Consider the following 23,968-nt stretch of genomic DNA (forward strand, 5'->3'; position numbering starts at 1 on the left):
TTGGTCCCACCTGATCCCATTCCGAACTCAGTAGTGAAACGACTTAGCGCCGATGGTAGTGTGGGGCTTCCCCATGTGAGAGTAGGACATTGCCAAACACCTATTTAGAGAAAAGCCCCCGCATTGAGTGCGGGGGCTTTTTTCGTTTCTGCGTGTGAATTAATTATCTAGATACATTTGAAATCAACGCACAGGCGGGGACTTTACTCTAAAGCGCTACCGCGCAGTCCAGCACTCGATGCTCAGCCGTGGGCTGCATTCGCTACATCCATGTAGCTCACCCTTCGGGCGGCCAATGCCGTGCAAAATGGCTTTCCTGCCATTTTGTCCCCAACTTGCTTTCGCCTTGTTCGACGGACTGCGCGTCAAGGGAGTAGGGCGCATTCAAACGTCTATTTATGATTATAGCTACTGTATTGAAGCAGGGGCTTTTTCTTGTTCATTCGGAGGGTTCTGTATTAATCGTTTGATTAACAAATCGAGCTATTTCGGTTGATTTGGATAAAAAATGTCGGAAGTTGACGTAATATCGAACACTTTACAATTATTTCACATCTTTTGTATGGTCTTAATTGCAGTGGATAGGTAAAAAGTCTAGATTAGGGATATGGACGTTTGCTAAGGGGAAGACTTTGCGGCTGATTATATTATTCGTTACTACTGTGCTATCGCTCAGTGCGTTGGCAAATAGTAGTGGCGGTCGACAAGTAAATATCGTGTTCGCGAGTGAAATGCCGGAAATTCACGAAGGAGATGGTCGCTATGCGCGCTTAGCAACTTTATTGGAGCAGCAACGTGCACTCAATAAAGACACCTTTTTCTTCTTCGGTGGAGGAAGTCTAGGGCCGAGTATTCTGTCTTCGTTTGATAAAGGTTCCCACATTATTGATTTGCTTAACTCTCTAGAGCCTGATGCTATGGGGGTGAGTAAACGCGAATTTAGCTTTTATCCTGAAAATTTATCACTTAGGGCTTATGACGCTACCTTTCCTGTTGTTGCGTCTAACATCATAGATACTGCTACTGAAGAAGAACTCGATGGCATCGTAAGAAGCTCAATTAGTGTTCATAGTGATATTTCGATTGGTTTCCTATCTATTATCGATTCTAGCGTTCTCGAAGATTATACATTCAGCCAGATTTCACTGTTAGATCCGCTTAAAGCTATCGAGAGTGAAGCTGCGAGTTTGCGTAGAAATGGCGCGGATATTATTTTGCTTCATTACACAGGATACTATCCAATCATCAATGAATTGCTTGATCGCAATGTAATCGACTTTAGTTTGCATAAGGACGAGAGTTATCAAGATGTCGATTATTCGAAACGAACCTATCACAATCGCGATATTTTCGTTAAATCAGCTTCTGGTGTTGCCCTACTAACGATGAAAGTTGCTTCTTCAGTACCGCGAAGATTGTCAGAATATTCATTAGATATTGTCGATGTTGATCGATACCCACAAAACAAGGTAGTGGCAACTTTGGTTAATGGCCATATTAATCGTTTGAAGTCCATTTTAGCGGTGGAGATTGGTAAGTTTGAATTGCCTATTACCACGCGTCGAACTTTGGTACGTAGTAGAGAAAATGCATTTGGAAACTATATCGCTGATAGTGTTAGAGCTTTTGCAAAGGCGCCATTAGCGATAATTAATAGTGGCTCTATTCGCGGCAACCGCGATTACCAAAAAGGCGATGTAATTTCCCGTGGCACCATTGCTAATGAGCTACCATTTCGTGGCAAGCTTGCGTTGATTGAGATGAGTGGTGCGCAGCTGTTTGAAGCGATGGAGCATTCGGTGAGTGCGCTGAAAGTTTTTAGGGGGCGGTTTGCGCAGATATCTGGAATGACTGTCGTATATGACAGTAGTAAACCTGTTGGTAAGCGTATTAAGTCAATCAAGATCAACGGTAAAGACGTTAAGCTGACAGAGCTATATCGGGTTGCTACTACTGATTATTTAGCGGCAGGAGGAGATGGGTATGACGTTTTTAAACAAGCAAAAAAATTACCAGCTAAGCATTTAGCGATTAGATTAGTATCAGACATTACCTCTGACAAAATTGCAATGGATAAGGTTTTAGCGCCCACCGTAGACGGGCGTTTAATTGATTTAGCAACTAAGAATTAATGACGAATAACAATAATAAATCCGCAATGATCAATCAAAGTTCAGCTGACAGATTTCAGCCTGTTCACTCCTCTTTGAATACGGTATTCATTACCGCATTTTCGATTATTCTCATCTTGAGCGCCATCGTTGCGATGATTGCCTATGATCGTTTGATAACCTTTCAAGGTCTATTAGAAGACACTACAGCGAGTTCATTTCCTAAGGTCATGAGCTACGCCAAGATGTATAGTCAGGTCAATGAACTAACTTATTCGACTGACAATTTAACCATCGCCAATACTCAAGGACAACGTAAAATCGCTTACGATGAATTGCGTGATAAGTTCGCTGGAATCGAACCCTTGGTGATGGAGCTTGGAAATAGTAGGCGTTTGCAAATGCAGCTTGATGTTATTGAACAAGAGATCAATGCACTCAATGGCCTGATTGAACAACAGTTAAGTATTAGAGATAAATTACAGGCTGAGCGAGATGGTGTATATCGAATTCACGATATTGCAATTCATGACGAAGACATTGCTCATAGTGATTTTGCTCATATGATTAGCCACTTGGTTATCATGTCGGAAGAGGCGTTATCATTTAAGCGCCTCAACCAAATAAAAAATACCAGTCGTGAGATTAGTAAAATTCACGCCAAAGCAAGTGACACGCTGACATTAACTCAAACCCAACAGCAATTGATGGACAAGTTACATAACGCGATTGTGGGACAGCAAGGCGTACTGGCATTAAAGGTCGAACTATTGCGGATTATGGGGCGAACCCGAGGTCGTGCAGACTTTGTTAGAAATCTAGTGATCGATTATGCACGACTGGCTGAGTTTGAGTCTTTTAAATATAAGAGTTCTTTACTAAAAGAAACCGAAGCATTTTCAGCAACGGTTGAACAGCAAACCAAAACCTTAGGTGTGATGGCGTTTTTTACTTTCTGTTCCATGATAGTCATCGTCTTTTTTATTCAGCGTCGTTTGATCAGGCGTTTGGTGTTGTTAAACAAGAAAGTTGTTTCTAGATTAGCTGGTGAAAAAATTGATCTAAAAGTTGGCGGCAAAGACGAGATTACTGTTATTGCTAAATCGTTTGAAGAGTTTGCGCATACAATTGAGCGTCAGAAGAAAGAACTATTGCAATCGTCGTTAACTGATGGCTTGACCAATATTCCTAATAGACGCGCTTTGGATAAAGCCTTTAAACAGTTATTACTTTCAGCGCATCGTCAGCAGTGGCCGATTGCCGTCTTGATGATGGATGTCGATAATTTTAAAACCTACAATGATTTTTATGGTCACATCGCTGGTGATGAGTGTTTACAAAGAATTGCAGCTGTATTGAAAACAGTGATGCGACGACCTGAAGATTTTGTTGCGCGTTACGGCGGTGAAGAATTCGTTTGTCTTCTTCCAAATACACCCGTGGAGGGAGCTCAGGTTGTTGCAGATACAATCTTAAAACAACTTAGTATCGAACATATCCCTCACGAGCGAAGCGATGTTGCTTCTCATGTCACCTTGAGTATCGGGATTACTGTGTATGATTCCGGTGAAGAGGAAACCAGTGATAACTTGCTAAAACTCGCAGACACAGCACTGTATCGCGCCAAAAAACATGGCAAGAATTGTCACTCGATTTAGACATACTTTCATAATGATTAAGCAATTGAATTAGGCGTGTGATGCGCTTATGAATTGTTGCTGATAAAATGTGCTTGAAATTTACGATAAAGATAATAAAATGACGCTTCGTCATATTGTGACGAAGCGTCAAAAACTTAAAGGGCGACATTAGTCGTTTTTCTGATGATGCAAAAATGTGATAGCAGTGATAATCCGAAATGTTTTATTCGCCGAGCGTTAACCAAGCGCGAACAAAATGTGATAAATCGCGAAATTGAATTACTGGAAGTGGCTGAAGATATCATGGCTCGCGAGGGCTTTTCTGGGCTAACCATGGATAAGCTAGTAGCTGCTTGTGATTATTCTAAAGGCACCGTGTACAATCATTTCGCCAATAAAGAAGATCTGTTTTGTGCACTTTCGAATAAGGGAATGAAGTTTATTATATCCCTTGTGCGTAGGGCACTTGCGATAGAAGGTAATTCACGAGAAAAATGTTTAGCAATCATTTATGCTCATCAATTACATAGTCAAATGCATGTTACAGCATCGTTTTGTGTACTCATGGTAAAAACGCCGACAGTATTAGAGCGGGCGAGTGCAGGACGAATTGCGCTTCAGCGTGAACTAGAGTTGGAAATAACACTATTAGTGGACGATCTGATTAAGCAAGCGATTCAAGATGGCGAGATGGCACCTAGCATGCGTGAGCAAGTTGAAGGTGTTTGTTTTGCGTTGTGGTCAATGTCTTTTGGTTCGAGTGCGATTTTAGCGAGTGCGCAAGACACTGAAGCCGTGGCGAGGCTAGATATGAGTAGTGCATTGTTATTTAACATGAATGTTTTACTCGATGGTTTTGGTTGGGCGCCACTGACTAAAGATTGGGACTATCAAGCAACATGGCAGCGCATTGGAGAAGAAGTTTTTGCAGCAGAGGTAGCAGCGCTGAATTAGTGCTGCTTTTTATTTGAACTTAAGTGACGAATCGTCAATTTAAGGAAGAAAAATCATGAAACGTTTATGGCTAGATGTCGTAATAAAGAAACCGTGGTTAATGCTGTTGTTTGGCATAGTGTTTTTTATGCTTGCAGGTATGGGCGGGCAGAGTCTGTATTTTCGTGGCGACTACAAAGTCTTCTTTGGCAAAGATAATCCACAGTTGATGGCATTTGAAAGAATGCAGGAAACATTCAGTAAGAATGAAAGCGCCAATATCATCATCGCGCCAAAATCTGGCGATGTCTTTAACAAGACAACTCTTCAACTAATTAAAGAATATACCGATGAAGCGTGGCAAACGCCGTTATCTAGTCGTGTCGACTCCCTTTCAAATTATCAACACACATGGGCCGAAGAAGACGATTTAATCGTTGAAGACTTGGTCATGGATATTGAATCTATGACACCAGAGTCAATCGCACGCGCTAAAGCCATTGCTACCACGGAGCCTAATCTAGTTAAACGGATTGTGTCAGAAGACGGCAAAGTGGCTGTAATTAGCGTTACCGTACAATTACCTGATGGCGATAATCCTGAGACTGCAGGTGAAGCGATGTTGGCGGTGACAGAAATTTCAGACTCAGTTCGCGCTCTCACCGAACGCTATAAAGCGAAATATCCTGACCATGAGTTTTATCATACTGGCATGGTGTTCATGAATGATGCCTTTGCGAGCGAAGCGCAAAAAGATGCTAGCACGCTAGTGCCGCTAATGTTCTTGATGGTGATTGTCATTTTATGGGTATTGCTACGCTCATTCTCTGGCACCTTTGCCACGCTGATTATTATCATCGTTTCAATTGCAGCCACTATGGGGCTGTCTGGTTGGATGGGCTACTTCTTGAGTACAGCAACGGTCAATGTTCCAACCATGGTTATGACCTTAGCCGTTGCTGATTGTGTTCACGTTATCTCGTCAATGCTCTACGCGCTTAAACAAGGCAAGACGAAAGAAGAAGCTATCGAATACAGTATGAATCTGAATTTGATGCCAATTTTTATTACCTCAGCCACCACGGCAATAGGCTTTTTAACACTTAACTTCTCTGACGTGCCAGTACTTGCCGATTTGGGTAATCTAACGGCGCTAGGGGTGATGATTGCATTTGTGCTGTCGGTGACAATGTTGCCTGCGCTATTGAAAATACTACCAATGCGCACCGCTAAAGTTGCTAATGCTAAACATCACTGGATTGAGCGTTTAGGCGATAAAGTGATTGATAATCACAACAAATTGTTACCAGTGTCTCTGATTGTGATGGTGCTTGCTCTTACCGCTACTTTTAATAACGATATCAATGATGTTGCCACCGATTATTTTGACGAGAGCACAGCTTTTAGGCAGTCTACTGATTTCCAGCAGGAAAATATCAGCGGGATGTCGACGATTGATTTTGCGCTATACAGTGATGAATCATCTGGTTTAAACAAACCTGAAATGCTTAACACCGTTAACGCATTTAGTGAATGGCTACGTACCCAGCCTGAAATTGATCACGTGCTGAGTATCAGCGACACCTTTAAGCGTCTTAATAAAAACATGCACGGTGACGACGAGTCGTATTATCGCTTACCGCAAGATCGCGAACTTTCGGCGCAGTATTTATTACTTTATGAAATGTCACTTCCTTATGGTCTCGATTTAAACAATCAAATCAATATCGATAAATCAGCGACCCGTATTACAGCTATTTTGCAAAATCTTGGCAGTGTTGAATTTACTGAATTTGAACGCCGTACTCAGCAATGGTTTATCGACAATGCGCCGCAAGTTCAAATGACGGCGGCGAGTCCTAACCTGATGTTTGCTCACATCGGCCAGCAGAATATGCAAAGCATGTTGGTGGGAACCCTGCTTGCACTTATCCTGATCTCTGGCCTGCTGGTCTTCGCGTTGCGCTCATGGCGCTTAGGGGCCATTAGTTTAATTCCTAACTTAGTGCCTGCGTGTATTGGCTTTGGTATTTGGGGCTTATATTCTGGTGAAATCAATATGGGATTGTCAGTGGTGCTCAGTATGACACTAGGGATTATTGTCGATGATACCGTGCACTTTTTAAGTAAATACCAGCATGCGAAAAATGAAGGAAAGTCGACTGCAGACAGTATTCGTTATTCCTTTGCTAGTGTCGGACAAGCACTGTGGATCACTACCTTAGTGCTGGCGATTGGCTTCTCTATTTTAGCCCTCTCGTCATTTAGGTTAAACGCAGATATGGGACTGTTGACGGCCATTATTATTGTGGCTGCACTGATCGTTGATTTCCTATTCCTGCCAGCATTTTTATTATTGTTAGATAAAACGTCGTCTAAGAAAAAACAAGGAGTCAGCAATGAACAAGCTGCATAAACTATTTACAGTATCTGCCTTAGCGCTGAGTGTTATTTCACTGCCCACATTGGCACAAACTGCCGCTGAAAAAGGATTAGCCATTGCCAAAGAGCGTAAAGCGCGCGATATCGGTTGGGGGGATTCAACCGCCAAGGCGCAAATGATTTTACGCAATGCCAAAGGGCAAGAAACGGTGCGTAAAATGAAAATTAAGTCGCTAGAAGTCGCGGATGACGGCGACAAAGCACTAACGATTTTCCAGCAGCCACGTGACGTAAAAGGCACCGCGTTTTTAAGTTTTTCGCATGCGGTAAAAGCCGATGAGCAATGGATGTATCTGCCAGCACTTAAACGAGTAAAACGCATCGCATCACGTAACAAATCTGGCCCATTTATGGGTAGTGAGTTTGCGTTTGAAGATTTAAGCTCATTTGAAATAGAAAAGTTCACCTATAAGTATTTACGCGATGAAACCATCAATGGTGAGTTGTCGTTTGTGGTGGAACTCGATCCTGTCGACAAAAACTCTGGCTACACTCGTCAGATTATTTGGATGGATCAGTCCCATTACCGCCCACATAAAATCGAGTTTTACGATCGCAAAAACAGCTTGTTAAAGACGCTGACGTTTTCAGACTACAAGCTGTATCTCGACAAATATTGGCGCTCGCACAAACAGCACATGATGAATAATCAAACTAAGAAAAGTACCGATTATGTCATCGAAGAGCTAACGTTTAACACCGGTCTTAAGAGTAAAGACTTTAACAAGGCCACGTTAAAGAGAGCTAAATAATGAAGCGAATAAGCACGTTAGCAGCATTGTTAAGTGGCTTGCTCAGTGTTAGCTGCATTGCCGAGACGCAAGTCTCGGTGAAGGCGGCGGCTGATTATCGCGTCTATACCCAAGATGCGCTCTATCCGCAACAAGTGGACAAGCAATTGTCGATGTTTATCGAACCTGAAATTTATCATAGCTGGAATGACGATTTAGACAGCATTACCTTTAAACCTTTTTATCGTTGGGACAATGAAGACGACGAGCGAAGTCATGGCGATATTCGCGAGTTAATGTGGCTTCATGTTGGTGACGATTGGGAGCTTCGCACTGGCATTGGTAGTGTGTTCTGGGGACAAACGGAATCGGCACACTTGGTTGATATTATTAATCAAACTGATGCGGTTGAGGCAGTAGATGGTGAAGATAAACTCGGCCAGCCAATGATTAACCTCACCCTAGTGCGAGAATGGGGCAACTTAGACTTGTTTGTGCTGCCAGGATTTCGCGAGCGCACCTTTGCCGGTGAAAAGGGGCGTTTACGTACTCCTTTGGTGATTGACACCGATAATGCAATGTATCAATCGTCAGATGAAGAACATCATATCGATTTTGCGGCACGCTGGAGCCATAGCATCGATATTTGGGAGCTCGGTGTTTCTTATTTTGATGGTACTTCGCGTGAGCCTGAATTATCAGTGCGTAGAGATCATTTGGGAAATATCGCGTCGTACAATGTTTACTATCGCCAAATATCGCAATTGGGCATCGACGTACTGGCTGTTGTAGATTCGTGGCTTATAAAGTTTGAAGGTATAGCTCGTCATTTTGATAGCGGCTCAGCTTACTATGCAAATAATTACTTTGCGATGGTCACTGGCTTTGAATATACCACGGTGGGCGTTTGGGATTCAGTTTGGGACATCGGCTGGCTAATGGAGTACCAGTTTGATGATCGAAAGAATCATTTTGTTGCTTTAGGACAAAACGATCTCATGCTTGGCTCGCGCCTAGTACTTAACGATGTTAATGGTACCGAAGTGTTGTTTGGTCTAGTGCAAGATCTCGACCATTCCAACACTCGTAGTGGATTTGTTGAAGCATCGAGCCGTATTAACGACAACTGGAAATGGCGCGTTGATGCGCGGATCTTTAGTACCAATGAGCCAAGTAATTTGCTCTACGGTCTGCGCAATGATGACAACATCGAAGTCAGTTTAGAGTATTACTTTTAGTCTACTGATTGCACCATCACGAGTGCCGATTAGCTAACCCGAACTCGGGTTAAGTAGTAATTCGGCACTCGATCATCTTTTTAAACGCATTAACGATGCGTTGAATTGGCGTCACTAGATACTCAAACGATTGCACGTAATCACTGTTAACCCGCATCCCCGCATTGGCCTCAAAAACTAATAGCTCATCGTCAGGTGTTATTGAAAAGTCGATGCCAAAATAATCGAGTTGCAACGCACTGTGGATCTCTTTAATTACCGCGATATGCTTGTCTGATAACACGCTAGTGTAGTCATCAACAAAGGCTTGCTCTTGGCTACGAAGCTCGTCGTTATTCTTCATTAACGTTAAACGTGATGAGCTGTGCACATTCCAATGGTTGTGAGCAACACAGTGCTCTGGATAAATTTCCCCATCGATGACAAACACCCGATATTTTCGATATAGGCCATCTGCCGATTTAAAATCAATAAACGGGCATATATTTAGCACTTCGCCGCAGCTGTCCTTTAAGAAATGATCAAAAGATTGTTGATCTTGGAGCTTTACCAGTCCAATACCAGTGCTGCTGCCCAGTGGTCTAGCGAGGGCAGGAAAGCCACTATTGTAGGTAGCAAACTGCGCATTGCCGTGAAAGATATTAGTTTCTGCGATTTTCAGTGGTAGTGGTGATAGCTGCTGATAAATATCGACTCGTGATGTATTTAATATTGCTGAAGGTGGATTAATAATATCGTGATTAAAGCGCTCGAACTGCGTCAACAAGGTGAGGGCATTGGCACAGACTTCCATATCCGCAATGCAGTTGATGACTAAATCATATTGTCCCAGCTGCTTAACCGCATTTCTAAAGTTATCACTATCGCTGACAAAGAGACGGGCAATATCCACCGTTTTTGGGTCAATAAACTTGTTTACGTCAAAATGGCCGCCGTAAATACTGAAGGCAATATCCTTGTCAATAATAGGATGAAAATCTAGATTCTCTAGCGCGTAAATAAGCAAAACTTTTGGTTTTCGACGCGTTGTTTGTTCATTGTATAGCGGATGGTAAGGCTTAATAGTTAGCGCTTTTTGCATCGCTCGTTGCGCCGCGTCTTTTTGGGTTAATAGCTGATGAGCAATGGCTTTATAAAATTGCACATCAAACGATGGCGCAGTGAAGGGGGCTAACACTTCTAAACAGCTTTTGGCCTTCTTTTTCTTAAGAAAGTAATCAGCAACACTGATTGCGCTAGCTCGGTGATTTTTAACTGCGTTTTTTAGTTGTTGAGTAAACAACATTCGAGCACTTTTGTGTTTGTGATGGCTAAGTAAATTCAATGCTTGCAGCGAATTTTTGATATAGGCGGAATTGTCTGGCGCTAAGGATAAGCTCAATGACATATAAGTGATGCCATCGGCGATGTCGTTGAGAATAATAGATAACATGCCGTAAAAATGAATGGCATTCTGAGCCGCAGGCTCTTCTACCAACTGCGCCTTAAAACCTTCTCGCGCTTCTTTGTATTTCCCTTGTTGCATCAAGGTAATAGGATCTAGGTTCTCAGTCATTACGCCCTACTTTAGTGATTCACGTCACGTTAAATAACATTATTTCAAATGTTACGAAATATTTCGTTAACATTCGCGTTCTTTTGAACTGTCGAAGGGAATTCTAGCTGTACTTTGATAGCTCAAGCATTGCTAGTGCCCAAAATCTAATTTTAAATATACTGTGTAATCGGGAGCAATGTCTTGAAAAAAAGTGCTTTTTTATTGCGAATACCGCAATTTATTCTTGTCAGCTTGATGATGTTTTCGTTGTCTGCAAATGCCAACCAGTGGCAGGCGCTATATAAACGACCTGCTGAAATTCCATTTCCGAGTGACAATTTATACTCATCCGAAAAAGCGGCTTTGGGAAAAATGTTGTTCTTTGATCCGCGTTTATCGCGCAACTTCAACATGACCTGTGCCACTTGTCATAACCCGAGCTTTGGTTGGGAAGATGCGACAGCTGGCTCAACAGGTGCGCAAAATACCACGTTGCCTCGTCACTCACCAACGGTGATAAATGCCGCTTGGGGCGATAAATTCTTCTGGGATGGCCGTTCAGCGACGCTAGAAGAACAGGCGCTTGGTCCTATTGAATCGCCGATTGAAATGAATACCCCTATTGAAACCGTGGTAGAGCGCCTATCACAGGTGCCACAATATCGCACTTGGTTTCAGCGCGTGTTTGGTGGTGAAGGGCTCACCAGTTTGACTATTCGCAAGGCGATAGCAACCTATGAGCGCACCATCGTCTCTGGTATTGCGCCTTTCGATCGTTGGATTGAAGGAGATGAGAAAGCTATTTCAGCATCAGCCAAACGCGGCTTCGAACTATTTAACGGCAAAGCGCTGTGTGTTACCTGCCACACGGGCTGGAATTTCACCGATAACAGATTTCACGATATTGCATTATCAGGCAATGACAAAGGCCGCGGTGCGCTAACTAACAATCCGTTAGAGAATTTTGCTTTCAAAACGCCGGGACTGCGTAATATTGGTCAGCGCGCACCTTATATGCACGATGGTCGTTTTAAAACACTAGAAGAGGTTATTGAACATTATGCCTCTGATCTACCGATGCGCGAGTCTCGCTCTCCACTCTTGATAAACATCAGCCTTACGCCGCAAGAAGTACAAGATCTCAAGGCCTTTATGTTGACGCTTACAGGTCAAGACACTCCAGTCACACTGCCGCTATTACCGTATTAGGATTGCATCATGACTATTAAAAATAAGCTGTTGCTAAGCTTTATCAGCATGATTGTCGTTTTTTCGATCCTAAGCCTGTACTTGTTAATGGAACTAAAGAAACAAGGCGATATTAGTGTATTTGCCTTTAAGCAGCCATTAAATGCCGTAAGCAGTAGCCGCTCGGCAGGGGATTTTTTTAAACAAGCAAATCATTACGCCAATGGCATAATGCAAATGAGTCAGCCAGCAGTGAATGGCGATGTGAAACGCGACTTTGAAAACATTATTAAGCGCTTCGAAGAGCAGTTGACTATCGCAAAAAACAACAGCTTCTCACCGACGATGGAGCGTGAGATCAGCCAAATAGAGCAGCTTGAAAAAGCCTGGTCACAAGCGATCTTAGTGCGTATTTCTGGCAGCGGACAAAGCCAGTTGGTATCGCAAATTAGTTTAGATCAGCAGCAGGCGCAAATTGTTGAGCGTTTAGAGCGTTTAGTGCAAACCACTATCGCTGAAGCGCAGGCTCGCGCGGGCGAGGTGGAATCGTCTATCGATGACAAATTAACCTTGAGCTTGTCCCTTATGACGATTATCGGTTTGATTTCGTTAGTTGCGGCTATTGTTCTGGCGAATAAATTGACGCGACCACTAAATCGATTGATTGAAGCTGTAGTTGAGTTATCGCGTGGTGATGGTGATTTAACCAAGCGGTTAGACACCAAAAGCAGCGATGAAATAGGTCAATTATCGCGAGAATTTAACGAGTTTATCGCTAAAGTTCACCATACGGTAACCGATATTTCAGCCTCTGTTGCCACGACTAAGGCGAGTTTAGAAGATTTCTCTGACGTTGCCCTTGAGACGCAGCGTGGAACATCACAACAAAAATCTGAAATCGATAACATTAGCAGTGCCATGGCGCAGGTAAATTCGTCGATGGATACTGTTGAACAAAGCGCCAGTCAGGTGAAAAGCCAAGCAGATGATATTCATCAAGAGACTCAGGTGAGTGTGCAGCTGGTGGAAGAAGCAGTGAATGAAATTGCTAACTTATCAGCGGATATCGAAAAAACCAGCGATGTGATTTATTCACTCAGTAATTCCAGTACCCAAATTGGCGATGTGTTAAACGTGATTGAAGCCATTGCCGATCAAACCAATCTACTGGCGCTTAACGCGGCTATTGAAGCGGCACGTGCCGGTGAATCGGGCCGTGGCTTCTCGGTGGTTGCAGATGAAATTCGTACCCTTGCTATGAAAACGCAAGAATCTACCACTAATATTCACGACACTATCAGTACCATCTTAAAACAGGCGCAAGACGCTAAAACGATGATGGAGTCGGGTACCCAGCGAGCTCATAGTTGTGTCAATAAAAACTCAGAAGTGGCGAGTGCGTTAAGTCAGGTATTAGATCGCGTGGTAGGTATTCAAGAGCGCAGTGAGTTTGTGAATGAGCAAACCCAGCAGCAAAAAACGGCGACTTTGCATGTTAATGATTACCTCACTCAAATCATTGATATCGCAGAGCAAACCGCTAAAGGCAGCATGGCGCTAGATTCCAATAGCACCCAAATCATCGCGTCGATGGACGAAGTAAATCGCAACGTGGCGCAGTTTAAACTTTAACACTGTTGACCTGCGATAACTTGGGCTAAGATACTTGGCAAATTAAATTTGAAAGTACTCTTAGCCCATGAAAAGCGTTAATCTCGATGGCAAGCCCATCACTCCTAGCAAAGTCATTTGTATCGGCCGTAACTACGTCGATCATATCCACGAGCTTGGCAATGAAATGCCAGATGACATGGTGGTGTTTCTAAAACCCAACAGTGCCATTTCTAATGAATTAATCAGCTTTCACCAAGAGCCACTGCATTATGAAGGTGAAATCTGTTTAATGGTCATCGGCGGCGAATTTCGCGCCGTGGGTTTTGGCCTCGACCTCACCAAACGCCAGCTACAAGGTAAGTTGAAAACTAAAGGTCTGCCTTGGGAGCGCGCCAAAGCATTCGACGGCTCAGCGGTAATGGGAGATTTTGTCAGTATCGATAATCTTGATGACAGTCTGAGTCTAAAACTCACCATCGATGGTGAGCTTATCCAGCAAGGCGGCGTCGATCTCATGATGTACAAACCGCAACAAATCCTCGAATCTCTCAAACAGCACTTCACGCTTGAAGATGGTGATATCGTCATGACGGGAACGCCGAAAGGGGTTGGCGAAATCAAAGCGAGATCTGTGTTTGAGGGGAGTGTGTCTATCTCCGTACAAAAGCAAGCTACCCAAGAGTTGATTTCGAATACTTGGGTAGTGAAATAGCTTTACTGCTCTGGCGTTAGCAATAACTTGCCCAGTACCTGTCCTGATTCCAATTTATCGTGAGCTGCTTGGGCTTGCGATAGTGGCATCGTTGAATAAACCGGATTGAGTTTGCCTTGGGCTAATAAATCGAACACCTTGTTGAGTGATGATTTCACCAATGGAAAATCGTTAAAGTAGGTGGCGTAAATCTCTGAATAAGAGATTGTTGGCGCCTTGCCAAAGTGCTTTATTGCTTCTGCTTGTAAGTTGGTTTCGCCAACACCCGCTAGGAATCCGAAGATAACGATGTGTCCTAAGGTCGCTAATACCTCTAAGTCTTGCACTATGCTGTCACCTGCCACAGGGTTGAAGATGTAATCAACGCCTTTGCCATTGGTGATGTTTTTCACTTCACTAACCCAATCTTTCGTCGAGTTAAGCGCAAAATCAGCACCGAGTTTTAGGGCTTGTTGATTTTTTTCATCTTGGCGATCGAGGGCAATGACTTTTAGGCCTGCGAGCTTTGCCAATTGAATTAATGCGGTTCCTACACCGCCTGTCGATGCGTAAATAAGCGCGTACTTTTCGCTTTGTACACGAGCGACGTTGTGTAGCATGTGGTAAGCGGTGAAGTAAGTTACTGGTATTGAAGCGGCTTGATGTAAATCTGCAGCATCATCTAGCACAATGAGTTTGTCGGCATCGATTGCTGTGTATTGCGCATACATCGCAGCTCCAATCGGACCTAAATACGCAACCTTAGTACCTACTTTTAAATCGCTGCCGTTGCTATCAACCACAATGCCACTGCCTTCTACACCTGAAATGAATGGTAGTTGGGGCATCATGCCTGGTGGCATATTGCCTTGTCGAATGATGGTATCGATAAAGTTAACCGGTGCCGCTGCAACTTTTACCAGTACTTGTCCTGTTGCTAATACAGGTTGAGATAGTGTTTTGTATTGAAGAACGTCGCTATTACCTGTTTGTTCGATGACTATGGCTTGCATAATGTGTATTCCTATTGCTGAATTGATGAGGTTAATTTAATTGAGAACACGGCAATTAAAAATTCGCGATATTGGACTTCATAATTCCAAAAATGGGATACTGAGTTGTCACTAGGTGAGGATTTAGTATGAAACGTGTGTTAGATGATTTAGCGATTTTTTGTGCGGTAGTTGAAGTGGGCACACTCAAAGGAGCGAGTGAGAAACTAGCTATTCCTCATAGCACTGTTAGCCGACGCATTGAGGCACTAGAGAATAGTTTGGGTTTATCGCTGTTGCATCGGACAACGCGAGAAGTGCGCGTGACGGAACGAGGGAATCAGCTTTATCAAGATTGTGTAGGGCAGCTCAATGCTGTTGTGCAGTCACTGGAATTCGCCATCGATGCTGAAGTTGAATTTAAAGGTAACCTTAGTGTGTCATTGCCCGTGCGGGCTGCGATAGACTTTCTCGGTGGCTGGTTGATTGATTTTGCTAGTGAACATCCGCAATTGCAGCTAGATATCTCTTTGTCCAATACAAATAAACATTTAATTAAAGACGAAATAGATTTGGCATTTCGGGTTGGGCCTCTTGCCGACTCATCGGCCATTGCATTGCATTTATGGGATATTCCTTATCAAGTTTACGCGCAGTCAGCGTTTATTACTCGTTATGAATTGGATGCGAACCAAGTAACGATGCAGCAATTAACGACTTTGCCCGCTGTTGTTTCAAGGCCATTATCGCGCTGGGCTTTTGTTGACAGCAATAGAGAAGAGTTGATGATGGAGCCTAATGCGAAACTGCTGGTGGATGACTTGGGGTTAGCAAGACATGCGGCGCAAACAGGACAATATCTGTGTTATTTACCTCAGTCGACGAGTGCTGCAACAGATTTAGTGCCGTTAAAAATTGTTGATTTTAAGCCCCGCACGCGGGTTATGTACGCTTATTATTTGGGAAGGCGTCATGCACAAAGTCAAATCAAAACGCTAGTTGAATACATTAAGCAGCGTTATCGCGATAATTAATGCAGCATAGTGCATTGCTCAGTCACTTGGTTGACTGTGACAAAGATTATAAATTCTATAATTAAGTCTGAGTACAGTTGTATTTTTGTATACAATATTCAAAATTTTATTTTGGAGATTGGTATGAAGAAGTTTGTTGTTATTTTAGCCTCTGCACTGTTGTTTAGTGGCTGTGCATCGATTCAGAACGCAGGTAATTCACTTGGCGATAAATTAACGCGCACTGCAACTGAGCAGTATATAGGTCAAAAGTACTCTGAAGTCGCTAGTAAGCGGGATTGGTCGATTGAGCGTAAGTTGATCATTGGTGAGCCGATGGGGAATAAAAAGCTCGATAATGGCAACAGCGTTTATTACCACGAAATCCGTCAGGTATCACCAAGCACTAACAATGTATTTGGTGTGGTGTCATTTGGTGATAAGCATGTTCGATATGATTACTACGCTTACTTGGTATCAACAGATGGTATTATTTTAGATTTTGCTCACAAGCGCACTAACCGTAAGTTTGATCACTTTGCGCTGCACGGTGAATACACTTCGTATGAAACCGAAGGTGAAGAAGTTGATAACGAGGAGTTGGAACAAGTTGATTCGTTTATCACTTCTAAAGGTAAGAGTATTAGTAGCTGGAATACTAAGCAATAATGGTAAAATATTGATAATAAAAAGGTGCAACGAATAATTCGATGCACCTTTTTTTATGCCCTTAATGATTAACCATAGGATTTAGCAAGTAGATAAGCTTTACGCTGTTCTATTTGTTTTAGGTAACTTAAGGTGTGTGGATAGTTAGTTAACATATCGCGTGCTTTTGCCCCCAGCAGTAAGAAGGTCATCATCACATCAGCGGCCGTAAACTCTTCACCTGCAAAATAAGCATTTTCGGCAAGACGTGACTCGATATAAGCAAAGTCTAGTGCCAGCTCTTTGACAATGTAGCCGTCGATTGGTTTGTCGCCAGTGCGCTCTTCCATGCCGAGAATCAATGATGAGATGACGGGTAAGCTCAATGAGCCTTCGGCAAAGTGTAGCCATTCTAGATAGTGATAGTAGTTTGCAGCGCCTTTAGCTGGACGTAACTTGCTATCGCCTGCTTGATCTAATAAATATTCCATGACTGCACCAGACTCACAGAGTGTGGTATTTCCATCAACTACCACAGGAGCTTTTGCTAACAGATGCACTTGCTTGAGACTCTCTGGAGCAAGCATGGTTTGTGGATCACGCTGGTGATTAACCACCTCGTAGTCAAGGCCGAGCTCTTCTAGTAGCCAAATAACACGCATAGAGCGCGATTGATTTAAGTGATGAACTGTAATCATATTAACCTTCTAAGCTATCTGGACCGACGCGAACAACTAATTTACCGAAGTTTTTACCGTCTAACAGACCAATAAAGGCTTCAGCAGCATTATCTAAGCCTTCCACCATATCTTCTTTGTAGTGAATTTTACCTTCAGCTAGCCACTGACCCATTGCTTGGGCGAATTCACCATAGCGATGACCATAATCGTCAAACACGATAAAGCCTTGCATTTTGATGCGTTTAACTAACAAAGTGCCCATAAGCAAACCGATGCGATCAGCGCCTTGCGGTAGTTCTGTTGCATTGTATTGCGAAATTAAACCACATAGCGGAATACGCGCACTTGGATTTAGTATTGGCATTACGGCATCAAATACTTTGCCACCAACGTTTTCATAATAGACGTCGATACCTTGTGGACAGGCTTGCGCTAATAACTGCGCTAATTCTTCGTCACGATGATCAATACAAGCGTCGAAACCTAGTGTATTAACGACGTAATCACACTTTTCCTGTCCGCCAGCAATACCAACAACGCGACAACCTTGTAGTTTAGCTATTTGGCCGACTAAGCTACCAACAGCACCACTAGCTGCCGCAACAACTACGGTTTCGCCTGTCTGTGGTTTACCAATGTCGAGCAGGCCCATGTAAGCAGTTAAACCAGGCATACCAAGTACACCAAGTGCATAAGAAGGGTTAGCTAGCTTGCTGTCTAATTTGAGTAATTCACTGCCATCACTAACACTGTAGTCTTGCCAGCCACAATAAGAAACTACCCAGTCACCCACTTGATAATCGCTGTTGTTTGAGGCTTCAACACGACAAACACAGCCGCCAACCATGACTTCGTCGATAGCTACTGGTGGCGCGTAAGATTTTTGGTCATTCATGCGGCCGCGCATGTATGGGTCTAGTGACAGATAAACAGTACGCAGTAACACTTCGCCGTCTTTGGGGGTTGGAACATCACTGTTTACAAAGGCAAAGTTATTAGGTGTTGGTGCGCCCGTCGGGCGCGAAGCCAAAGTAATTTGGCGATTGATATTTTTAGTTTGAGTCATGTTTAATTCTTCTGCTAAAAAATCCTAGCGTTGCTAGGATTTATCGACTAATTCAATTTATAGTGCGGTCAGTAATATTTGCTTGCTGGTGGCAAGGTCGATGTCACCGTGCTCACCAAGAGCTTTCATGCCGTGCTGCTCTAGCTTGTCGACAATCTTGTCAACGTCACTGGCATCGAGTTCGACATCTGAAAGGCGCACAGGCACGCCCATCGCTTTAAAGAACTCTTCAGTTTTCGCGATACCTTGCGCAATAATTTCATCGTCGGTCGCCGCTGAAACTTGCCATACGCGCTTGGCGTATTGCAGCAATTTGTCGCGTTTTTGCGCTTGTTTTACCTTCATTACGCCCGGTAAAACAATAGATAACGTGCGAGCGTGATCGATGCCGTATAGTCCCGTTAACTCATGACCAATCATATGAGTCGCCCAGTCTTGTGGTACTCCAGCGCCAATGAGGCCGTTGAGGGCCAGCGTTGCTGACCACATAATATTGGCGCGTACTTCTAGATCTTCCTTTGATTCACTAGCTAATGCCTTAGGGCCTTCTTCGATTAGGGTTTGCAGTAAACCTTCGGCGAATCTGTCTTGTACTTTGGCGTTTACATCATAAGTGAGGTATTGCTCCATGATGTGAACAAAAGCATCCACCACGCCGTTACTCACTTGGCGCTCAGATAGCGATAGGGTGAAGGCTGGATCTAAAACAGCAAATTGTGGTTTAACCAAAGCGCTGGAAAAGGCAAGTTTATTGTCACCACGAGTTACTACGCTATTGCCGTTACTTTCAGAACCAGTCGCTGGCAGCGTTAATACTGCGCCAATTGGCAGCGCACTAGTCACGCTTTCTTGCTTGGCCAGAATATTCCATGCGTCGTCACCTTCATAATGCGCAGCCGCGGCAATAAATTTAACGCCATCGACCACAGAGCCGCCACCAACAGCGAGTAAGTAGTCGATGTTGTTATCTTGAATAATCGGTAGCGCTTTGATTAAGGTGTCGTAGCTAGGGTTTGGTTCAATACCAGAAAACTCAAGCCATTGGTGAGCTTTTAGGCTGGCAACAACTTGATCGTAAACGCCGTTTTTCTTAATCGAGCCACCGCCGTAAATTAACAGTACTTTGGCGTCTGTTGGAATCTCTTGCGCAATTTGTGTGATTTGGTCGGTGCCAAAATGAATCTTTGTGGGATTGTGAAAACTAAAATCTAACATTGCTAATCTCTTTATTATTTTGCTAAGTGCTTAATTAATTTTTGTGCCACCAAACTTGAGCTCGCTGGGTTTTGCCCCGTGATAATCAAGCCGTCTTGGACAGCGTATGGCATCCAGTCATCGGCGCGCTGGTAGTCGCCGCCGCGTTGTTTTAGTTCATCTTCTAATAGGAAAGGTACAACATCTGTTAGTGCCACAGCATCTTCTTCTGAATTACTAAAGCCCGATACAGCTTTATCTTTGATTATGTAGTTACCTTCGCTGTCTTTAACATCAAGCAATACTGCAGTTGAATGACAAACCGTTGCCACTGGTCTTTGGGCGGCTAGTGTATTGCTAATTAGCTCAATTGACGTTTGATCTGACACGAGATCCCATAATGGGCCGTGACCACCAGGGTAGAATACGGCGTCGTAGTCATCGCTGTTAACGTCGCCAAGTGCGATAGTCGCGGCTAGTTGTGCTTTGGCATCGCTGTCGGCGTCAAAACGCTTGGTGTGCTCAGTTTGAAAATCGTCAAGCTCACTCTTGGGATCGATAGGTGGCTGACCACCTTGGGGTGACGCGAGAGTGATCTCGAATCCTGCGTCTTTAAATTCGTAATAGGGCGCGGCAAATTCTTCAACCCAGAAACCTGTTTTTTCACCTGTGTTGCCTAACTGATCGTGTGATGTTAGTACCATTAAAACTTTCTTTGTCATTGTGTTTACCCTTACTTTGCCAATCAAGCTTGGCGTTATTGACGATAATGACTATTGTTGTGTGTTTTAATTGACAATACAATGCAAATATATTTTGTTTCTTTGTATCAATAATTTTAACAATGGTGTGGCGTGAAAATTTCGTTTGAGCAGTTGAAAAGCATGGTGGTGTTCGCGCAAGTCGTCGAGCAGGGCACACTAAGCGGTGCGGCGAGTAAATTAGGGTTATCACGGGCCGTTGTTAGCTACCATATTAAGAAGCTAGAGCAACAGCTAGGGGTAAAACTACTCAATCGTTCGACCCGTTCTATTAGTGTCACGCCGGCGGGAGAAGACTATTATCAGCATTGCCGAGTTATCGCTCAACAGGCGGCACTTGCTAATCAAGAAATCGAAAACTTGAAAAACGAGCCAATAGGCTTGTTGAAAATTACCTGCCCGGTGAACGTAGGGTTACAAACCATAGTGCCAGCCCTTAATGAGTTTAGGCATATGTATCCGAAGATTGAATTGGATGTCAATTTAACCGACGAAGTGGTGAATATTGTGCAGCAGGGTATCGACTTGGCAATTCGCGGTGCGCCACTCGCTGACTCTGGCCTACAAGCGAGTAAATTAGCCACCTTAGAGACCTGTTTATGCGGCGCACCCAGTTATTTCGAGCGTTGCGGTATGCCGGAACATCCAAGTGATTTGGCAAGTCATCAGTGGGTGCTTTATAAGTTGACCTCCAATCACCTTGAACTAACCAAAGCTAATCGCTCTTTCTCGGTGACCATGCAAGGGGGCATAACCACCAATAATGCGGCGGCGAGAACTGCTTTTGTTGAAGCGGGTCATGGCATTGCAAGAATACCTGTCTACGATGCGGCGCCTAAAATCAAAGACGGCAAGTTAATGACAGTACTTGATGGTTATCAGTTAAAGGCTATCGAGGTGTATGGAGTGTTTCCACCGGGTGGTGCCAATACTAAAAAATTACGCCTATTACTGGATTTCCTCAAAGACTATTTCAAACGCCAGAGCGTGTTAAATCAAGGTTAGGGCTGCTTCAACACTTTCGTCGATGCGGCAAATTACTTATACTATCGCGGTCTAAAGCAATTATTAAAAATTATGAGTGATGTGAATATTCTTGAAAATCGTCCAACACAGCCTGTTGGTCGAATTCGTCAGAAAAACCAACTGCGAATTATTGCAGCCGCCGAAGAGGAGTTTGTTACCTTTGGCTTTAAAGGGGCATCGATGAAGCGCATCGCCGAACGTGCTGAATTACCCCGCGCAAATATTCACTACTACTTTAAGAATAAAGTCGATTTATACGCCGCCGTATTAGGCGATATCGTCGAAGTGTGGAATGCGACTATTACCGATATCAAGCCGGAAGATGATCCCAAGCAAACACTAACCGATTACATACGTGCCAAGGTGCTATCGGCGCGTGATAACCCAAATGCATCACGCATTTTCGCCAGTGAAATCATTCACGGTGCACCGCATATTGGTCAGTATCTCAAGCAGGATTTTCGTCAAACTATTCTCAATATTACCGGCGGTTTTCAGTCGTGGATCGATCAAGGTAAGATGGACAAGATCGATCCTATGCACTTGCTGTTTATGATTTGGGGCTCAACTCAGCATTACGCAGATTTTGGGGTGCAGGTTCGCGCCGCCATGGGCAAAGAAGAACTAGACGGTGAAGACTTTGAACGCGTCATCGACTCTATTACCCATATCACGCTAAAAGGTGTGGGGCTGAGTTAATAGCGAACTATCGGACACAAAAAAGGGCAATCAGTTGATTGCCCTTTTTGATTTTTAATTCATATAGTTAACGTAATTCGCGGCGTAGAATTTTACCAACTGGTGTCATTGGCAACTCATCGCGATATTCAACCTTGCGTGGCAGTTTGTAAGCGGTGAGGTGCTCGCGACAGAAATCTTTGATTTCGTCGATAGACAATTGCTTATCACCTTTAGCAACGATAAATACTTTGACTGTTTCACCAGACTTTTCGTCAGCGACACCGATAGCTGCACAGTTTTCCACTTCTGGATGTTGTGATAATACGTCTTCAACTTCGTTAGGATAAACGTTAAAGCCAGAAACAATAATCATATCTTTGATGCGATCTACAATAGAAACGAAGCCATCTTCGTCGATAATGGCAACATCACCTGTTTTTAGCCACTCGCCGTCACTGGTAAAGGTATCTTTAGTGGCTTGCTCGTTCTTCCAGTAGCCTTTCATGACTTGCGGGCCTTTGATACACAGTTCGCCGCGCTCGCCAAGAGGCACTTCGTTTTCTTGATCGTCAATACACTTAACTGCCGTGCCTTGCAGCGGCATACCAACGGTGCCAACGCGCTCGAAGCCGTTGAGCGGGTTCATACAAGCTGCTGGTGAGGTTTCAGTTAGGCCGTAGGCTTCGGAAATGGCGCAGCCAGTCATTTCTTTCCAACGTGCTGACGTATCTGATGCCAGCGCTGTTCCACCAGAAAGGGTGAAAACTAGCTTGCTAAAATCGAGATTTTTGAAATCAGGGTGATTCATTAGCGATACGAAGAGCGTGTTTAAGCCGATGAAACCAGAGAGTTTCCACGGCTTAATAGCTTTAATAAACAAATTAGTATCGCGTGGATTGGCGATCAGAATACTGTGGACGCCAAGGTGAACAAAGGCCATCAAATGCACGGTAAATGAATAGATGTGGTACAGCGGCAGTGGTGCCACAACATTGGCTTCTGTGGTGTTAAAGATGCGATTACCACTATCATCTTCTTGATGCAGTAACTCTGCTGCTTGCAGCATGTTTGCCACCAGATTGCGGTTGGTGAGTTCGGCGCCTTTTGAAACACCTGTTGTACCACCAGTGTACTGTAAAACTATGGTGTCATTGGGCTCTGACAGGTGCGCTGGCTTGAAGCCTTTACCGAGATTGTCTTTGAGAATTTGTCTAAACGAAATCGCCTCTGGCAGATGATAAGCTGGCACCATCTTTTTAACGCGCTTGATCATGGTGTTGACGATCCAGCGTTTTAAGGTGGGTAGCATGTCACCCATTGAGGTGATCATGACTGTTTTAATGCCCGTTTGGCTTTGGATGTTTTGTACCGATTTAGCGAAGATATCCATACACAACAGGGCTGTTGCACCTGAGTCGTTGAATTGATGGATCATTTCGCGTTCGGTGTACAGTGGGTTAGTGTTAACAACCACGAGTCCCGCACGCATTGCACCGTACATTGCAATTGGATATTGCAGGGTATTTGGCATTTGAATGGCAATTTTGTCGCCGGGTTTTAAATCGGTGTGATTTTGCAGGTAATGGGTGAACGCCGCGCTGTATTGATCGATTTCACGAAAGGTCAGTGAATGCCCAAAGCCAGTGAACGCCTTGCGCTCAGGATACTTTTGCATCGCTTGTTCGATAACTTCAATCGCCGAGCTAAATTGTTCAAAGTCGAGATTGTTTGCAACACCAGGGGCGCGTTTTCCGTCCCAAAAAGAAGCGTCCATTATGTCCT

At 43.8% G+C, this 23,968-nt stretch carries 20 protein-coding genes and 1 rRNA gene; 14 read left to right on the top strand and 7 right to left on the bottom strand.

The annotated features are described in order from the left end of the window. From rrf to MHM98_RS18390, 7 genes are all read left to right on the top strand, one after another. Positions 1 to 98: ribosomal RNA gene (gene rrf, locus MHM98_RS18360) — 5S ribosomal RNA — on the top strand; the annotation flags it as partial. A gap of 534 nt (positions 99 to 632) precedes the next feature. Next, the gene (locus MHM98_RS18365) at positions 633 to 2,132 is read left to right on the top strand and encodes a bifunctional metallophosphatase/5'-nucleotidase (RefSeq protein ID WP_239440859.1); all 1,500 of its coding nucleotides are present in this window, start codon (positions 633 to 635) and stop codon (positions 2,130 to 2,132) included. Positions 2,133 to 2,158: 26 nt separating this feature from the next. Then, on the top strand, positions 2,159 to 3,769 hold the full coding sequence (locus MHM98_RS18370) for a diguanylate cyclase (protein WP_239440860.1): 1,611 nt from the start codon (positions 2,159 to 2,161) through the stop codon (positions 3,767 to 3,769). Between the two features lie 165 nt (positions 3,770 to 3,934). Further along, entirely contained in the window at positions 3,935 to 4,705 is a 771-nt protein-coding gene (locus MHM98_RS18375) for a TetR/AcrR family transcriptional regulator (RefSeq protein ID WP_239440861.1), read from the top strand. A gap of 55 nt (positions 4,706 to 4,760) precedes the next feature. Further along, a complete protein-coding gene (locus tag MHM98_RS18380) occupies positions 4,761 to 7,100 on the top strand; it encodes an MMPL family transporter (protein WP_239440862.1) in 2,340 nt (779 codons plus the stop codon). After that, positions 7,084 to 7,878: an outer membrane lipoprotein-sorting protein gene (locus MHM98_RS18385; RefSeq protein WP_239440863.1), complete on the top strand. Its 795-nt coding sequence runs from the start codon at positions 7,084 to 7,086 to the stop codon at positions 7,876 to 7,878. Before MHM98_RS18380 ends, MHM98_RS18385 begins: the two co-directional genes overlap by 17 nt. Then, positions 7,878 to 9,095 carry a hypothetical protein gene (locus tag MHM98_RS18390; RefSeq protein WP_239440864.1) on the top strand — a complete coding sequence of 406 codons (1,218 nt, stop codon included), beginning with the start codon at positions 7,878 to 7,880 and terminating at the stop codon, positions 9,093 to 9,095. The genes MHM98_RS18385 and MHM98_RS18390 overlap by 1 nt, the downstream gene beginning before the upstream one ends. A gap of 49 nt (positions 9,096 to 9,144) precedes the next feature. Here the strand turns inward: MHM98_RS18390 and MHM98_RS18395 are convergent, their stop codons facing one another. Next, positions 9,145 to 10,650 (bottom strand): hypothetical protein, encoded by a 1,506-nt coding sequence (locus MHM98_RS18395; RefSeq protein ID WP_239440865.1) that lies wholly within the window; start codon positions 10,648 to 10,650, stop codon positions 9,145 to 9,147. 183 nt (positions 10,651 to 10,833) lie between these two features. Here MHM98_RS18395 and MHM98_RS18400 point away from each other — a divergent pair, with 183 nt between their 5' ends. The 3 genes from MHM98_RS18400 (at position 10,834) to MHM98_RS18410 (ending at position 14,146) form a co-directional block, all read left to right on the top strand. Continuing rightward, complete coding sequence (locus tag MHM98_RS18400; protein WP_239440866.1) at positions 10,834 to 11,841, top strand: cytochrome c peroxidase; 1,008 nt, start codon at positions 10,834 to 10,836, stop codon at positions 11,839 to 11,841. A gap of 9 nt (positions 11,842 to 11,850) precedes the next feature. Then, positions 11,851 to 13,452, top strand: a complete 1,602-nt coding sequence (locus tag MHM98_RS18405) for a methyl-accepting chemotaxis protein (protein WP_239440867.1) — start codon at positions 11,851 to 11,853, stop codon at positions 13,450 to 13,452. A gap of 67 nt (positions 13,453 to 13,519) precedes the next feature. Beyond that, the gene (locus MHM98_RS18410; protein ID WP_239440868.1) at positions 13,520 to 14,146 is read left to right on the top strand and encodes a fumarylacetoacetate hydrolase family protein; all 627 of its coding nucleotides are present in this window, start codon (positions 13,520 to 13,522) and stop codon (positions 14,144 to 14,146) included. 2 nt (positions 14,147 to 14,148) lie between these two features. Here MHM98_RS18410 and MHM98_RS18415 read toward each other — a convergent pair whose 3' ends face one another. After that, positions 14,149 to 15,138 carry a zinc-binding dehydrogenase gene (locus MHM98_RS18415; protein WP_239440869.1) on the bottom strand — a complete coding sequence of 330 codons (990 nt, stop codon included), beginning with the start codon at positions 15,136 to 15,138 and terminating at the stop codon, positions 14,149 to 14,151. Between the two features lie 128 nt (positions 15,139 to 15,266). On the opposite strand from MHM98_RS18415, the gene MHM98_RS18420 reads away from it, so the two are divergent. Together MHM98_RS18420 and MHM98_RS18425 are read left to right on the top strand one after the other, a co-directional pair. After that, positions 15,267 to 16,151 (top strand): LysR family transcriptional regulator, encoded by an 885-nt coding sequence (locus MHM98_RS18420; RefSeq protein ID WP_239440870.1) that lies wholly within the window; start codon positions 15,267 to 15,269, stop codon positions 16,149 to 16,151. A gap of 123 nt (positions 16,152 to 16,274) precedes the next feature. Beyond that, a complete protein-coding gene (locus MHM98_RS18425) occupies positions 16,275 to 16,799 on the top strand; it encodes a hypothetical protein (RefSeq protein ID WP_239440871.1) in 525 nt (174 codons plus the stop codon). 68 nt (positions 16,800 to 16,867) lie between these two features. Here MHM98_RS18425 and MHM98_RS18430 read toward each other — a convergent pair whose 3' ends face one another. From MHM98_RS18430 to MHM98_RS18445, 4 genes are read right to left on the bottom strand one after another with little or no spacing between them, the layout of a single operon-like run. Beyond that, positions 16,868 to 17,476: a glutathione S-transferase family protein gene (locus MHM98_RS18430; protein ID WP_239440872.1), complete on the bottom strand. Its 609-nt coding sequence runs from the start codon at positions 17,474 to 17,476 to the stop codon at positions 16,868 to 16,870. Position 17,477: 1 nt separating this feature from the next. Beyond that, entirely contained in the window at positions 17,478 to 18,524 is a 1,047-nt protein-coding gene (locus tag MHM98_RS18435; protein WP_239440873.1) for an NADP-dependent oxidoreductase, read from the bottom strand. Positions 18,525 to 18,581: 57 nt separating this feature from the next. After that, positions 18,582 to 19,739: an iron-containing alcohol dehydrogenase gene (locus tag MHM98_RS18440; RefSeq protein ID WP_239440874.1), complete on the bottom strand. Its 1,158-nt coding sequence runs from the start codon at positions 19,737 to 19,739 to the stop codon at positions 18,582 to 18,584. A 14-nt stretch (positions 19,740 to 19,753) separates the two neighbouring features. Further along, positions 19,754 to 20,440 (bottom strand): type 1 glutamine amidotransferase domain-containing protein, encoded by a 687-nt coding sequence (locus MHM98_RS18445; RefSeq protein ID WP_239440875.1) that lies wholly within the window; start codon positions 20,438 to 20,440, stop codon positions 19,754 to 19,756. Between the two features lie 132 nt (positions 20,441 to 20,572). Here MHM98_RS18445 and MHM98_RS18450 point away from each other — a divergent pair, with 132 nt between their 5' ends. Continuing rightward, positions 20,573 to 21,484 carry a LysR family transcriptional regulator gene (locus MHM98_RS18450; protein WP_239440876.1) on the top strand — a complete coding sequence of 304 codons (912 nt, stop codon included), beginning with the start codon at positions 20,573 to 20,575 and terminating at the stop codon, positions 21,482 to 21,484. An 81-nt stretch (positions 21,485 to 21,565) separates the two neighbouring features. Next, positions 21,566 to 22,204 (top strand): TetR/AcrR family transcriptional regulator, encoded by a 639-nt coding sequence (locus MHM98_RS18455; protein WP_239440877.1) that lies wholly within the window; start codon positions 21,566 to 21,568, stop codon positions 22,202 to 22,204. Between the two features lie 67 nt (positions 22,205 to 22,271). Here MHM98_RS18455 and MHM98_RS18460 read toward each other — a convergent pair whose 3' ends face one another. Beyond that, on the bottom strand, positions 22,272 to 23,960 hold the full coding sequence (locus tag MHM98_RS18460; RefSeq protein ID WP_239440878.1) for an AMP-binding protein: 1,689 nt from the start codon (positions 23,958 to 23,960) through the stop codon (positions 22,272 to 22,274). Between the last annotated feature and the right edge of the window lie 8 nt (positions 23,961 to 23,968).

This window comes from Psychrobium sp. MM17-31 (assembly GCF_022347785.1).
Taxonomy (GTDB): Bacteria; Pseudomonadota; Gammaproteobacteria; order Enterobacterales; family Psychrobiaceae; genus Psychrobium.